Annotated in this window: 11 protein-coding genes; 6 read left to right on the plus strand and 5 right to left on the minus strand. The window is 73.3% G+C overall.

Going from position 1 to position 14,165, the window contains the following annotated elements:
* Positions 1-4: 4 nt before the first annotated feature.
* Entirely contained in the window at positions 5-736 is a 732-nt protein-coding gene (locus IE106_RS04115; protein ID WP_189529822.1) for an AAA family ATPase, read from the minus strand.
* Positions 737-1,106: 370 nt separating this feature from the next.
* Here IE106_RS04115 and IE106_RS04120 point away from each other — a divergent pair, with 370 nt between their 5' ends.
* Complete coding sequence (locus IE106_RS04120; protein ID WP_189529823.1) at positions 1,107-1,871, plus strand: SDR family NAD(P)-dependent oxidoreductase; 765 nt, start codon at positions 1,107-1,109, stop codon at positions 1,869-1,871.
* Between the two features lie 27 nt (positions 1,872-1,898).
* On the opposite strand, the gene IE106_RS04125 is transcribed toward IE106_RS04120, so the two are convergent.
* Positions 1,899-3,092 carry an RtcB family protein gene (locus IE106_RS04125; protein ID WP_189529824.1) on the minus strand — a complete coding sequence of 398 codons (1,194 nt, stop codon included), beginning with the start codon at positions 3,090-3,092 and terminating at the stop codon, positions 1,899-1,901.
* Positions 3,093-3,263: 171 nt separating this feature from the next.
* Between IE106_RS04125 and IE106_RS04130 the strand changes: the two genes are divergently transcribed.
* The 3 genes from IE106_RS04130 to IE106_RS04140 all read left to right on the plus strand — a co-directional run bounded on the left by IE106_RS04130 (position 3,264) and on the right by IE106_RS04140 (position 6,740).
* Complete coding sequence (locus IE106_RS04130; RefSeq protein ID WP_189529825.1) at positions 3,264-4,181, plus strand: DUF3558 domain-containing protein; 918 nt, start codon at positions 3,264-3,266, stop codon at positions 4,179-4,181.
* A gap of 169 nt (positions 4,182-4,350) precedes the next feature.
* On the plus strand, positions 4,351-5,088 hold the full coding sequence (locus IE106_RS04135; RefSeq protein ID WP_189529826.1) for a DUF3558 family protein: 738 nt from the start codon (positions 4,351-4,353) through the stop codon (positions 5,086-5,088).
* 113 nt (positions 5,089-5,201) lie between these two features.
* Positions 5,202-6,740: a DUF2637 domain-containing protein gene (locus IE106_RS04140; protein WP_189529827.1), complete on the plus strand. Its 1,539-nt coding sequence runs from the start codon at positions 5,202-5,204 to the stop codon at positions 6,738-6,740.
* 266 nt (positions 6,741-7,006) lie between these two features.
* Here the strand turns inward: IE106_RS04140 and lysS are convergent, their stop codons facing one another.
* The gene (lysS, locus tag IE106_RS04145) at positions 7,007-8,761 is read right to left on the minus strand and encodes a lysine--tRNA ligase (protein ID WP_189529828.1); all 1,755 of its coding nucleotides are present in this window, start codon (positions 8,759-8,761) and stop codon (positions 7,007-7,009) included.
* A 249-nt stretch (positions 8,762-9,010) separates the two neighbouring features.
* On the opposite strand from lysS, the gene argS reads away from it, so the two are divergent.
* The gene (gene argS, locus IE106_RS04150; RefSeq protein WP_189529829.1) at positions 9,011-10,798 is read left to right on the plus strand and encodes an arginine--tRNA ligase; all 1,788 of its coding nucleotides are present in this window, start codon (positions 9,011-9,013) and stop codon (positions 10,796-10,798) included.
* Between the two features lie 78 nt (positions 10,799-10,876).
* Here argS and IE106_RS04155 read toward each other — a convergent pair whose 3' ends face one another.
* Positions 10,877-12,508, minus strand: coding sequence for a transcriptional regulator (locus tag IE106_RS04155; protein ID WP_189529830.1), 1,632 nt, complete (start codon positions 12,506-12,508; stop codon positions 10,877-10,879).
* A 309-nt stretch (positions 12,509-12,817) separates the two neighbouring features.
* Between IE106_RS04155 and IE106_RS04160 the strand changes: the two genes are divergently transcribed.
* Positions 12,818-13,558 (plus strand): DUF4232 domain-containing protein, encoded by a 741-nt coding sequence (locus IE106_RS04160; RefSeq protein ID WP_189529831.1) that lies wholly within the window; start codon positions 12,818-12,820, stop codon positions 13,556-13,558.
* A 148-nt stretch (positions 13,559-13,706) separates the two neighbouring features.
* Here IE106_RS04160 and IE106_RS04165 read toward each other — a convergent pair whose 3' ends face one another.
* Positions 13,707-13,976 carry a DUF1876 domain-containing protein gene (locus IE106_RS04165; RefSeq protein ID WP_189529832.1) on the minus strand — a complete coding sequence of 90 codons (270 nt, stop codon included), beginning with the start codon at positions 13,974-13,976 and terminating at the stop codon, positions 13,707-13,709.
* Positions 13,977-14,165 lie beyond the last annotated feature (189 nt).

The following is a 14,165-nucleotide window of genomic DNA, read 5'->3' on the forward strand; positions in this document are numbered from 1 at the left end:
CCCGTCACGAGCCCGGGGCCTCGGACCGGTCGAGGACGTGCCGCAGGTACGCCTGCGGATCGGCCAGGTACCGCCGCCAGTGGTCGACCAGCGCCAGTTCGCCCCAGGGGACCCGGCGCAGCCCGTGGTCGCCCACCTCGACGATGTCGGCTCCCGGCAGGGCGGTCAGCAGCGGCGAGTGCGTCGCGCACACCACCTGGCCGCCTTGCCGCACCAACCGGTCGATGTGCCCGAGCAGTTCGAGGCAGGAGGTGAACGACAGCGCGGCCTCGGGCTCGTCCATCACGTACAGCCCCGGCTGCAGGAACTTCCCGCGGAACGCCGCGAGGAAGCCCTCACCGTGGCTCACCGTCTCCGGGGCGAAACCCTCCCGGTCCAGTGCGTCGAGCGCCGTCTCGGCCCGCAGGAAGAAGCCCTTGCGGGCCGCCCGGCTCCTCATCATCCGCCGCCCGCGCGGTGACGCCGCGTCGAACCGGACCCGCTCCCCCAGCACCGACCGGCCCCGGTCGGTGGCGTACCGCCAGTCGTGCGAACCGCCCCAGGAATCCAGGCCGAACCCCTCCGCCAGCGCCTCCACCAGCGTCGACTTGCCCGACCCGTTCTCGCCCACGAGGAAGGTCACCGGCGCGGTGAAGCGCAGCCCGTCCCCCGTCAGGGCCCGCACACACGGCACCGACCAGGGCCACTCGCCGTCATCGCAGGAGGCCACATGAGCGTACGCACGTTCGATGATCACGAGCCGAGTCTCACCGTCCGGGGCTTCCCGGATCAACCGGGCGGGGGTGGGAATCGGCCAGAACACACAGGGGTCGCCGGTCTCCAGGACGAGCACGCGGTGCCCGCCGCCACCCGGGCTCCGGTCGGCCGCACCGCCGTTCCACGCCGTGTCCACCACCGTCGCGACGGGCACCGCCCCAGCACCCCCGCGCCTCGTCCTCATGTCCGGAAGGTGCCGCTTTCCCCTCCCTCGTCCGAGGCCGGCCACGCGGGACCCGCGCCACCGGCCCACGACCGCCCCGGCCAATGATCATGTACACCCCACACGGGCACCGGGGCGCGCCTATGCTGGCGGCGTACCGCTCACCGGCCCGAGGAGCACGCAGACCATGACCGCCGCCGCCCTGCCCGTCGCCGTCGTCACCGGAGCCAGCAGCGGCATCGGGGCCGCGACCGCGCGCCACCTGGCCGCGGCCGGCCACCGCGTCGTGCTCACCGCGCGCCGCAAGGACCGTATCGAGGCCCTCGCCGCCGAGCTGGCCGAAGCCGGCCACCAGGCCACGGCGTACGCCCTCGACGTCACCGACCGCCCGGCCGTCGACGCCTTCGCGGCCTCCCTGGACCGCTGCGACGTCCTGGTCAACAACGCCGGCGGCGCGCTCGGCGCCGACCCGGTGGCGAGCGGCGACCCCGAGGACTGGCGCCGCATGTACGAGGTGAACGTCATCGGCACGCTCCACATGACGCAGGCCCTGCTGCCCGCGCTCACCGGGAGCGGCGCCGGCACGGTCGTCGTGGTCTCCTCCACGGCCGGCCACGCCACGTACGAGGGCGGCGCGGGCTACGTCGCCGCCAAGCACGGCGCCCGGGTCCTCGCCGAGACGCTGCGCCTGGAGATCGTCGGCACCCCGGTCCGGGTCATCGAGGTGGCGCCCGGCATGGTGAAGACGGAGGAGTTCGCCACGACCCGGTTCCGCGGCGACACGGAGCGGGCGGCGAAGGTCTACGAGGGGGTGCCCGACCCGCTGTCGGCCGACGACGTGGCCGACACGATCACCTGGGCCGTGACGCGGCCGCCGCACGTCAACATCGACCTGCTGGTCGTCCGGCCCCGCGCCCAGGCGTCGAACCACAAGGTGCACCGGGAGGGCTGACGCGCGGGGCCGGGCCGGCGGGCCGGCTCAGCCCTTCACGCAGACGACCTGCTTCAGCTTCGCCACGACCTCCACCAGGTCCCGCTGCTGGTCAATGACCTTCTCGATCGGCTTGTACGCGCCGGGGATCTCGTCGACGACGCCGGAGTCCTTGCGGCACTCCACGCCCCGCGTCTGCTCCTCCAGGTCCCGCGTGGAGAACCGGCGCTTGGCGGCGTTCCGGCTCATCCGCCGACCGGCGCCGTGCGAGGCGGAGTTGAAGGACTTCTCGTTCCCGAGGCCCTTCACGATGTAGGAGCCGGTCCCCATGGAACCGGGGATGATGCCGTACTCGCCGCTCCCGGCACGGATCGCGCCCTTCCGGGTGACGAGCAGGTCCATGCCGTCGTACCGCTCCTCCGCCACGTAGTTGTGGTGGCAGGAGATCTCCCGCTCGAAGGTCACCCTGGCCTTCTTGAACTCCTTGCGGACCACGTCCTTCAGGAGCGCCATCATGACCGTGCGGTTGTGCTTGGCGTATTCCTGCGCCCAGAACAGGTCGTTGCGGTACGCGGCCATCTCCGGCGTGTCGGCGACGAACACCGCGAGGTCCCGGTCGATCAGGTCCTGGTTGTGCGGCAGCTTCCGGGCGACGCCGATGTGGTGCTCGGCCAGTTCCTTGCCGATGTTCCGCGACCCGGAGTGCAGCATCAGCCACACCGATCCGGTCGAATCCAGGCAGACCTCGACGAAGTGGTTACCGCTTCCGAGCGTTCCCATCTGCTTCGTGGCCCGTTCCTGACGGAACTTGACCGCTTCCGCGATGCCGTCGAACCGCGCCCACAGGTCGTCCCACCCGGTCGCCGCGAGGCCCTCGAGCCGCCCGGGGTCGACCATCTCGTCGTGCATCCCCCGGCCCACCGGGATGGCCTGCTCGATCCGCGACCGCAGCCCGGAGAGGTCGCCCGGCAGGTCGTTCGCGGTGAGCGACGTCCTGACGGCCGACATGCCGCAGCCGATGTCCACACCGACCGCCGCCGGGCAGACCGCGCCGTGCATGGCGATGACGGACCCGACCGTGGCGCCCTTGCCGTAGTGGACGTCCGGCATCACGGCGAGCCCCTTGATCCACGGCAGGGTCGCGGTGTTCCGCAGCTGCTGGAGGGCGACGTCCTCCACCGCGGCAGGGTCCGTCCACATCCGAATGGGCACCTTCGCACCCGGAACCTCGACGTACGACATACTTCCTCGATCCCCCTGAAAAGCCAGAAAGCGCAAAATCCGATGCCAGAACTGACATAAATGACAGCAGACCGGCAGTAACGGCGCGCGTGCGATACACATTGTGTTCACCGGCCGCCGACCACCGGCAAGCTGTTTTCACCGTGACCGCAGGGAAGGGAGCCCGGAACCGTGCAGCGAAGGGCGTACGCATCCGGTCTGGCCGCACTCCTCGCGGCGGTCAGTGCGACCGCCCTCGCCGGGTGCAGTTCCGACTCCGGAACAGACAGTTCCGGAACCGACGCCAAGACCGGCACCACCGCCGGCACCATCGCCCAGCCCGGCCGCTACCGCACCCTCTTCGAACCCTGCGGCTCCGTCCCCCTCGCCACCCTGCAGGACATGCTCCCCTCCGTCACCGCCCTGCCGGTCGAGCAGCGCGACCGCGTCCTGCGCGGCACCGCCGCCGTCACGTACGACACGGACCGCCGCGTCGGCTGCGCCTGGAAGGCGGACGGCCCGGACGCCACCCACCACCTCTCCCTCGACTTCGAGCGCGTGGTCTCCTACGACCCGTCCGTCAGCGACGAGACGCGGGCGCAGGAGGTGTACACGACCAAGGAGTCCGCCGCCGGCCTGGCCCCCGCCTCGCCCCCCACCACCGCGGCCCCGAGCACCGGCGCGCCCGCCGCTCCCCTGACCGGCGCGTCCAAGCCCGCCGCCCCCGCCGCTCCCCTGACCGGCGCATCCAAGCCCGCCGCCGCCCCCGGAACGGCCGGCACCGCCCTCGTCCCCGGCGGGCAGCAGGCGCAGACCGTCTCCCCCGGCACCCCCACCCCCACTCCCACGGCCTCCACACCGCCCGAGGGCCTGGAGTCCCGGACGCTGACCGACCTGGGGGACGTGGCGTTCCTCGACGACGTCCTCACCCCGGCCGGATCGGTCACCCAGCAGCGCGTCGTCAGCGTGGTGTTCCGCACATCGAACGTGATCGTGACCGTGCGGTACGCGGCCCAGCCCACGCGTGTCGGGGAGGTTCCGGACAGTGAGGAACTGCAGGAAAAGGCGCGCCGGCTGGCGGACCGTCTGGCCGAGCGGTTCGACGAGTAGCCGGGCCCCGGAGGCTCGCGCACCGCGCCCCGACGCGTGCCGGAGTACCCCGACGGCCCCCGTCCGGGCGCCCGGACGGGCTACCGTGGCCGGGCCGGATCGCCCGGACCCGTATGACAGGCCGGTACGAGCGACTCGTACGACAAGCGACAGAGCGACTGAAGGAACCATGCACCGATCAGCCCCGCGTCTCACCCGCATACTCGCCTGCGCCGCCGTCCCGGTGATGCTCGTCGCCGCCGGCTGCTCGTCGGACGACCCCGGCTCCGGCGCGTCCCCGTCGCCCTCCGCGTCGGCGGCGGGCGGGGCCTCGGCCGCGCCCGCCACGACGGCGGCGCCCGCGCCGAGCGTCGCCCCGGCGAAGTTCGCCAAGCTGCCGGACGCCTGCAAGGCCGTCACCGCGAAGACGGTCGAGGACCTCGTGCCGGAGGTGAAGACGAAGTCCGGTACGCCCGGCAAGTCCTCCGACATGACCAGCCGCGGCAGCTGCTCGTGGAACGGCCTGGAGGACAAGGGCGTCAAGGGCTCCGACTACCGCTGGCTGGACGTCTCGCTGCTGCGCTTCGACTCGGACCCGACGCTCGGCGGCGGCGAGAAGCGCGCGCAGGACAAGTACACGGACAAGGTCGCCGAGGCGAAGGCGGCCGAGGGCGCCATCGACGTGCGGACCTCGTCCGCGCCGGGCATCGGCAACGAGGCCCGCGCCGTCAGCTACTCCCTGAAGAAGACCGGCGAGACCTTCCGCTACGGCGTGATCGTGGTCCGCACGGAGAACGTGGTGATCACCGTCTCCTACAACGGCACCGGTTACGCGGGCGCCGAGGCCCCGGCCGCGGGCGAGTTGATGGAGGGCACGGTGAAGGCCGTCAAGGACGCCGTCGCCGCCGTGGCCGCCGCCAACAAGTAGCCCCCGGCAGCGACCGAACGACGGGATCCGGCCGCCCCCGGGCAGCCGGGTCCCGCACACGTGTGCCAGGCTGTGCCCGCGAAAGCGCATGCTGACCAGGGAGGGGACCGCGGGTGGCCGCGATGCAACTGACACGGATGCACCGCGTTTTGATCGGTGTCGTCGTCGCCGGTGCCGTGATCATCGCTGCGATCGGCTTCGCGGGCTCGTATGCGGCAGTGCGGGAACTGGCCGAGAAGAAAGGTTTCGGCGACTTTTCCCTGGTCTTCCCGATCGGCATCGACGCGGGCATCTGCGTACTGCTGGCCCTCGACCTCCTGCTGACCTGGCTCCGGATCCCCTTCCCGCTGCTGCGGCAGACGGCGTGGCTGCTGACCGCCGCGACGATCGCCTTCAACGGCGCCGCGGCATGGCCGGATCCGCTCGGTGTGGGGATGCACGCCGTCATCCCGATGCTGTTCGTCGTGGCCGTCGAGGCGGCCCGGCACGCGGTGGGCCGGATCGCGGACATCACCGCCGACAAGCACATGGAGGGCGTGCGGCTCACCCGGTGGCTGCTGTCGCCCGTGCCGACGTTCCGGCTGTGGCGGCGGATGAAGCTGTGGGAGCTGCGGTCGTACGAGCAGGTGATCAAGCTGGAGCAGGACCGGCTGATCTACCAGGCGCGCCTCCAGGCCCGGTTCGGACGCGGGTGGCGGCGCAAGGCACCGGTGGAGGCACTGATGCCGCTGCGCCTCGCGAAGTACGGCGTGCCGCTCGCGGAGACCGCCCCGGCGGGCCTGGCGGCGGCGGGCGTCGAACCGATGCTGCTGCCCCCGAACCCGGTGGCCCAGGAGACCCCCGCCCCGCTGGCGGCCGCCCCGGTGGCGGAACTGCCCCAGGCGGCGTCCGCCGAGCCCCGGCCCGCGGCGCCCGTACAGCAGGCACCGCAGCAGGCGGCCCCCGCGCCACAGCAGGCCCGGGCGGCGCAGCCCGCACCGGACGGGACCACCGCCCAGACCGCCGCCCCCGCCCCGGCCGAAGCCCAGGCCCCAACTCGGACCGCCGCCCCGACCGAGGCCCAGACCCCGGCACCGGGCGGACAGCAGGCCCAGCCGCAGCCGCACCCCGGCCCCACCCCCCACCCGCAGCCCGAGCCGGCACCGCGCCCCCAGCCCCACCCGCAGACGCAGGAGCACCTCCAGCCCCAGGAGTATCCGCAGCCCCAGGAGCACCTCCAGCCCCAGGAGTATCCGCAGACTCAGGAGCACCTCCAGCCGCAGGAGCAGCAGCCGGAGCCCGCGCCCCAGCCGCACGCCCCGCAGCCCGAGCCGCACCACACCGCCCCGGCCAACCACGTCAGCCCCTGGTTCTCCGCGCCCACGCTGCCCCAGGACACCGCCTACGCCGGCTCGTACGACCCGGCGGCACACGCCGAGGAAGCCGACCGCGTCCCGGAGGCGGAGGAGGACGAGTACGTCCGCGCGGCGTACGAGGCGTTCCAGGGGTACGTCGGGGAGAACGGCAACCCGCCGAGCGCCGACGCCCTGGCCCTCCACCTCACGAACGCCTACGGCCTCCAGCACCCCCGCGCCGTGCCCCTGCTCCGCCGGCTGCTCCCGGACTTCATCACCCGGTACCAGGCCGAGCTGGAAGCCGAGCACATCGCCTGACCCGGAGGCCGGGTGCCGCCCTCCGCCCCGGCGCCCGAAACCGGGCGTCCTCCGCCCGCGCCCCGCACCCGGACCGGTCATCCACCGCACCCACCGCGCCGGCCCCACCCCACCGCACCCACCCCGCCAGTCACACCCCGCCTCACCCGCCTCGTCGTCCCCGGGACGCGACCCCGCACCATCCGAACGGCGCGGCATCGACGAAGGGCCCCACCCGCGCGGGGTGGAGCCCTTCGTCCGTCACCCGGGGCGGCCCGCCCCGGGTGTCACGCGCCCAGCAGCTTGCGGACGCGGTCCGCGCCGACCGCCAGGAGCAGCGTCGGGAGGCGGGGACCCGTGTCCCGGCTGACGAGGAGGCGGTACAGGAGGACGAAGAAGTCGCGCTGGGCGACCTTCAGCTCCGGCGTCGGCTTCGCCTCCGGCTCCAAGCCGGCCATGACCTTCGGGACGCCGTAGACGAGCGTCGTCAGGCCGTCCAGCGACCAGTGGCTGTCCAGACCCTCCAGGAGGAGCCGCAACGACTCGCGGCCCTCCTCGTCGAGGGAGCCCAGCAGCTCCGTGTCCGGCTCGTCACGCACGATGGTGCGGGCCTCGGCCGGGACCTGCGTGGTGATCCAGTTCTCCGCGCGGTCCAGTCGCGGCCGCACCTCGTCGAGCGAGGACAGCGGGTTCGCCGGGTCCAGCTCGCTGAGGATGCGCAGGGTCTGCTCGTCGTGCCCGGCCGTGACGTCCACGACCGAGGCGAGCGTCCGGTACGGCATCGGGCGCGGCGTGCGCGGCAGCTCGCCGGCGGCCGTGCGCACGGCGCGCGAGTGCGCGGCGGCGTCGGCCGGCAGCACCGTGCCGTCCGCGACCTTGGCCTCCAGCTTGTCCCACTCGTCGTAGAGCCGCTGGATCTCCTGGTCGAACGCGATCTTGAAGGCCTGGTTCGGCTTGCGGCGCGCGTACAGCCAGCGCAGCAGCGGCGCCTCCATGATCTTCAGCGCGTCCGCCGGCGTGGGCACGCCGCCCTTGGAGGACGACATCTTCGCCATGCCGGAGATGCCGACGAAGGCGTACATCGGGCCGATCGGCTGGACGCCGTCGAAGACCTCGCGGACGATCTGCCCGCCGACCACGAAGGACGAGCCGGGCGACGAGTGGTCGACGCCGCTGGGCTCGAAGATCACGCCCTCGTACGCCCAGCGCATCGGCCAGTCGACCTTCCAGACCAGCTTGCCGCGGTCGAACTCCTCCAGCCGCACGGTCTCGGAGAAGCCGCACACGCAGCCGTACGCCATCTCGGTCGTCTCGTCGTCGTACGACGTGACGGTCGTGAGGTCGCGCTCGCAGCGGCCGCAGTACGGCTTGTACGGGTAGTACCCGCCGGCGCCGCCCGAGCCGTCGTCCTCGCTGGCCGCGCCGGAGCCCTCGGCGGCCTCCAGCTCGGCCTCGTCGACCGGCTTCTGCTGCTTCTGCTGCGCCTTGCCCTTGGGCTGGCCGGTGGCCTTGTCCTTCGTCCGGTACCGGTCGAGGATCGCGTCGATCCGGGCACGGTTCCGCATCGCGTGCAGGATCTGCGCGCGGTAGGCGCCGCCCGTGTACTGCTCCGTCTGGCTGATGCCGTCGAACTCGACGCCCAGCTCGGCGAGCGACGCGACCATGGCGGCCTTGAAGTGCTCCGCCCAGTTCGCGTGCGGGGAGCCCGCCGGGGCCGGGACGGACGTCAGGGGCTTGCCGATGTGCTCGGCCCAGGAGTCGTCGACCCCGGGGACGCCGGCCGGGACCTTGCGGTAGCGGTCGTAGTCGTCCCAGGAGATCAGGTGCCGGACCTCGTGCCCGCGGCGGCGGACCTCGTCGGCCACCAGGTGCGGGGTCATGACCTCGCGGAGGTTGCCGAGGTGGATGGGGCCGGACGGGGAGAGGCCGGAGGCGACGACGACCGGTTTGCCAGGCGCACGTCGCTCCGACTCGGCGATGACCTCGTCCGCGAAACGGGAGACCCAGTCGGTCTCGGTGCTGCTCTGAGCCACGATCGGCACGTCCTTGGTTTTCTCTGCGGGTTTCGGAGGGTCGGTCTCGGGGCGGCGTCGCCCCTCGGCCATTCTCCCAGACGGGACAACCGGACCGGAGGTTGTCCACAGGCGCGGGTCGTCCTCGGTCCGCCGTCGTCCACAGGGGGGGCAAGCCGTGGGAAAGAGGTTGCTCGGCCGTGGGACACTTGACAACCGGAATAGCACGACACCGACACGGCACAGAACCCCAAGCCCCCGAAACAGGAACGGAAGCTCATGGCCTCGGTCCCTTCTCTCGCTTCGACCGTGCAGCAGCGCCTCGCGGACGCCCTCTCGGCAGCCCTGCCGGAGGCCGGCTCCGCCGACCCGCTGCTGCGACGAAGCGACCGGGCCGACTTCCAGGCCAACGGCATCCTGGCGCTCGCGAAGAAGCTCAAGGGCAACCCGCGCGAGCTGGCGACGAAGGTCGTCGAGGCGCTCCCGGCGGACGACGTGCTGAAGGAGGTCGAGGTCTCCGGCCCCGGCTTCCTCAACATCACGGTCAGCGACCGGGCGATCGTCGACACGCTGGCGGCCCGCGCCGCCGACGACCGCCTCGGCGTGCCGTACGCGCAGGAGCCGGGCACGACGGTCGTCGACTACGCCCAGCCGAACGTGGCGAAGGAGATGCACGTCGGCCACCTGCGGTCCGCCGTCATCGGCGACGCGATGGTGCAGATCCTGGAGTTCGCGGGCGAGAAGGTGGTCCGCCGCCACCACATCGGCGACTGGGGCACCCAGTTCGGCATGCTCATCCAGTACCTCATCGAGCACCCGCACGAGCTGGACCACAAGGCGGACACGGGCGACACGCAGGCCTCCGGCGAGGAGGCCATGTCGAACCTGAACCGGCTGTACAAGGCGTCGCGCGCGCTGTTCGACTCCGACGAGGAGTTCAAGGCGCGGGCCCGCGACCGGGTCGTCCTGCTCCAGTCCGGCGACCCGGAGACGATCCGGCTGTGGCAGCGCTTCGTCGACGAGTCGAAGATCTACTTCTACTCGGTCTTCGACAAGCTGGACATGGAGGTCCGCGACCCGGACGTGGTCGGCGAGTCGGGTTACAACGACATGCTGGACGAGACGTGCCGCCTCCTGGAGGAGTCGGGCGTCGCGGTCCGCTCGGAGGGCGCGCTGTGCGTGTTCTTCGACGACGTGAAGGGCCCGGACGGCAAGCCGGTCCCGCTGATCGTCCGCAAGTCGAACGGCGGTTACGGGTACGCGGCGACGGACCTGTCCGCGATCCGCGACCGCGTGCAGAAGCTGGGCGCGGACACCCTGCTGTACGTGGTGGACGCGCGGCAGTCGCTGCACTTCAAGATGGTCTTCGAGACGGCGCGCCGGGCGGGCTGGCTGGGCGACGGTGTCAAGGCCGTCCAGCTGGCGTTCGGCACGGTCCTCGGCAAGGACGGCAAGCCGTTCAAGACCCGTGAGGGCGAGACGGTCCGGCTCGTGGACCTGCTGGACGAGGCGATCGAGCGCGCCTCCGCGGTCGTCCGGGAGAAGTCCGAGGGCCTGCCCGAGGCCGAGCGCCTCACCGAGGAGGAGATCGCCGAGCGCGGCACCCAGGTCGGCATCGGCGCGATCAAGTACGCGGACCTGTCGACGTCCGCGTCCCGCGACTACAAGTTCGACCTGGACCAGATGGTGTCGCTGAACGGCGACACGTCGGTGTACCTCCAGTACGCGTACGCGCGTATCCGGTCGATCGTCCGCAAGTCCGGCGACGCCGAGCCGGTCGCGCACCCGGAGCTGGAGCTGGCCCCGGCGGAGCGCGCGCTGGGCCTGCACCTGGACCGCTTCGGGGAGACGCTCACCGAGGTGGCCGCGTCGTACGAGCCGCACCGGCTGGCCGCGTACCTGTACCAGCTGGCGTCGCTGTACACGACGTTCTACGCGGAGTGCCCGGTCCTCAAGGCGCCCACGCCGGAGCAGGTGGAGAACCGCCTGTTCCTGTGCGACCTGACCGCGCGCACGCTGCGCCAGGGCATGGCGCTGCTGGGCATCCGGACGCCCGAGCGCCTCTGACGCCCGAGCGCCTCTGACGCTCGCCCCCGGTCGCCGCGCCCACGTGGCGCGGCGACCGGGCGGGCCGTTCGCCGGCCCTCACCCGCTGACGTGCGGGATCCACCCGCCGCTGCCCAGCGGGTAGTCGAAGGTGGGCCGCCCCGTGGTCGCGCTCGTCGCGAAGGGCCGGCCGCGATCGTCGAGGCGCAGCGTCCCCCGCCGCCCCTCGCTGCTCCACTCCAGCTCCAGGTACCAGCGCACGGAGTGCCCGGTGGTGTGCGCCGTGACCCGCAGCATCTGGGGGTCGTCCGCGGACACCTTGTACGGGAAGTCGCTCGCCGGGATCTCCCTGTCGCCCTGCAGCCCCGCGACGGGCACGGCGCGCGGCTGCGCCGCGTCCAGGTTGACGTCGAGGCCCATGGGCCTCATCTCACCGCCGCAGCCCACACCCATCGTGTACGCGTTCCAGGGCAGCGGCGCGTCCTTCTCCACCATCCGTACGTGCAGCGCGTGCAGCACCACCGTCTCGTCGCCCGTGGCCTGCACGGACAGCTCCATCAACACGTCCCCGCCGGGCACCCCGCCCAGGGGGGCGGCCCAGCCGCGCGCGCCCTGCTCCGAGGGCGGCGGGGGGACCCGGGTGGGCGGCCTGTCCACCATGTACACCTGGCTGCACGGGTCGCGCCAGACGTACGGGCGCACGTCGACGGTCAGCGGTACGCCGCTCCGGCGCCGCTCCGGCGCCGCGCTGCGCGGGCTCTCGGTCCCGGACGGCGCGGCGGTGGTGGTCGGGGACGCGGTGGCGGAGGGGCTGGGGGTGCCGGTCGGGGCGGAGGGCGTCGGCGTCGCGGAGGCGGTCGTGCTGCTGGGGCCGGCGGGGACGAGGGGCCGGGCCGGCGTGGTGTGCCACTCGCCGCTCGCGTCGACGGAGCTCTTGGGTGCGCGGGAGTCCATCGTCAGGGCGAGCGCGGCGGAGGCGGTCAGGGCGACGACGGCCGCCGCGGCGGCGGCGAGGCGGACGCGCCGCCGCCGGATCCGGGCGCCGGACGGCCGCACGGGCGGGGACGCGATGACGGCCACGGGGTCGGAGGCGGCGGCCGTGTCCGCGCCGGGCGCGGGCTCCGGTCCGGCCGGCGCCACCCCATCCGGCCGACCGATGGGACCGACGGGACCGGCGGAGCCGGCAGGCGCGGCCGACGCGGCCGGGTGGACCGCCCCGTCCGCCTCACCTTGCCCGGCCGACCCGACGTCATCGCCTTGCCCGGCCGACCCGACCGACTCACCCTGCCCGGCCGACCCGACGGACTCACCCTGCCCGGCCGACCCGACCGACTCACCCTGCCCGGCCGGTTCGGCAGAGGAGCCGCCCCCCGCGGACCCCATCACCGTCAGCCGCTCCCCCGCCGACGACCGCTCCCCCGCCGGCGGACGTCCCGAACCGACGGCGTCCTCCGGCCGGCCGGGTGCCGCCGCCTCCGGCGGGGCCGTCCGGGCACGGCGCCGGGCCTCGTCGGCGACGATCCAGCGCCGGTGCAGCGCCACCATCTCGTCGCGGGACGCCCCGCACAGCCGCGCGAGCCGCTCCACGGGGGCGAACTCCGTCGGCACGGCGTCACCGTTGCAGTAGCGGTGCAGCGTCGACGTACTCATGTGCGCCCGCTTGGCGAGCGCGCCGTAACTGAGTCCGGAGCGCTCCTTGAGCCCCCGCAACGCCTCCGCGAAGTCTTCCATCCCGGCCTCCACCCAGCCTCCCCCTTCACCGCACCGTTCCAGGCACGCGTTCCAGGCACCCAACGACGCTGCAGGTCAGAGCCGTTCCAGCGTTCCAGCGTTCCTCATTGTCCCGTGCCGATTGCCTGCGAATCACGCCGCCGGGCACGGTGTGTCCAGCACCACGGAGACAGGAGCACCGATGCGGTCCCACCACCGCCTCGATCTCGTCGACGCCTGCGCCGTCGGCGTCCTGATCGTCTGCACCGCGATCCTCATCGCACTGATCAACCGTCACTGAGCAACCACCAACGGGGAGTACGAACCGTCATGCGAACCTTCCGCACCCGCACCACCGCCGCCGCCGCGACCGCCCTCCTGGCCGCGCTCTCGCTCACCGCCTGCCAGAACGGCGACGGCTCCGACCTCGGCGCCGCCCCCTCCGCCCTGCCGTCCGCCGCGCCGAGCAGCCCGGCCGCCGACGCCCCCGCCCCCGCGAACTCCGCCTCCCCCGCAGGCGCGAAGGGCGGCAACGGCACGAGCACCGGCACCGGCACCGGCACCGGCAAGGACGGAAGCGGCACCGGCGACCAGGCCAAGCCCGCCGCCCCCGCCGGCAAGGGCGGCTCCGCGGACCCCGCTTCCTTCGCCCCCTGCACCGGCGACAACACCCGGGTGACCGCCGTCCAGCCGCCCCGCCCGATCAACCACCTGCTGATCACCGCCACCAACACCGGCTCCCGCACGTGCCTGGCGTACGCCGCCCCGCTGCTCCGCTTCGACGACGAGCAGGCGGCCGCGCAGATCATCGAGGGCAGCAAGCCGCAGGCCGTGGTCACCCTGGCCCCCGGCGAGTCCGCCTACGCCTCGGTCGTGCTGAGCGGCGAGCGCGCGCCGGAGGAGGCCAACGGCCGCGTCACCCAGCGGCTCGCCGTCCTGTTCGCCTCGCGCGACGCCTCCGGCTCGGTCGGCTCGCCCGCCGTGGTGAAGCTCCCGGCCGACACGTACAAGACGGACGACGCGGCCGTGTCGTACTGGCAGAGCACGAGGGAGGACGCCCTCACCTACTGAGCGGACCCGCGGACGCGGCACACCGCACGGTCAGCACCGTCCGAGGGGGCGGCGTCCCACGACGCCGCCCCCTCACACCCGCGCCCGGGCACCCGGCCCCGGCGCGGGCACCCGGCCCCGGAGTCAGGACCGGGGCCGGGACCGGGGTTCAGATCAACGGACGCGACGGCTTCCCCTTCGCCTCGTCGATCTCGACGTGGGCCTTCTGGAGCAGCTGCGTGCCGATGTCCATCAGCGCGCGCGCACCCGCGATCTCCTCACCGACCCGCAGCTGCCCGGAGTCGGTCGGGTGGCGCTGGGCCTGCCCGTGCCCCCGCACCTCGGTCCCGTCCCCGAGCCGCACGAGCGCGGCGGCCTTGGTCCGGTTGCCGTCCTCCTGGAACTCCATGTCGACGTGCCATCCGACTAGCGTGTGCATACGGAACACCTCCAGTACCTCCCTTCCAGGGTGCTCCGCCCGACCGCACCTCGCCCCTCCGGACCGCCCCCGCCCCGCAGCACGCCCCGCCCCGCCCACCACGCCCGTCCCCACACCCCCACGACCACCCCCGGGTGACCTCGGCCACCCCGGTCGTGAAGGCGGTATCCCGCTCGCCGGGCCGTCCTA

This window comes from Streptomyces roseolilacinus (assembly GCF_014649335.1).
In the GTDB taxonomy this organism is placed as follows: Bacteria; Actinomycetota; Actinomycetes; order Streptomycetales; family Streptomycetaceae; genus Streptomyces; species Streptomyces roseolilacinus.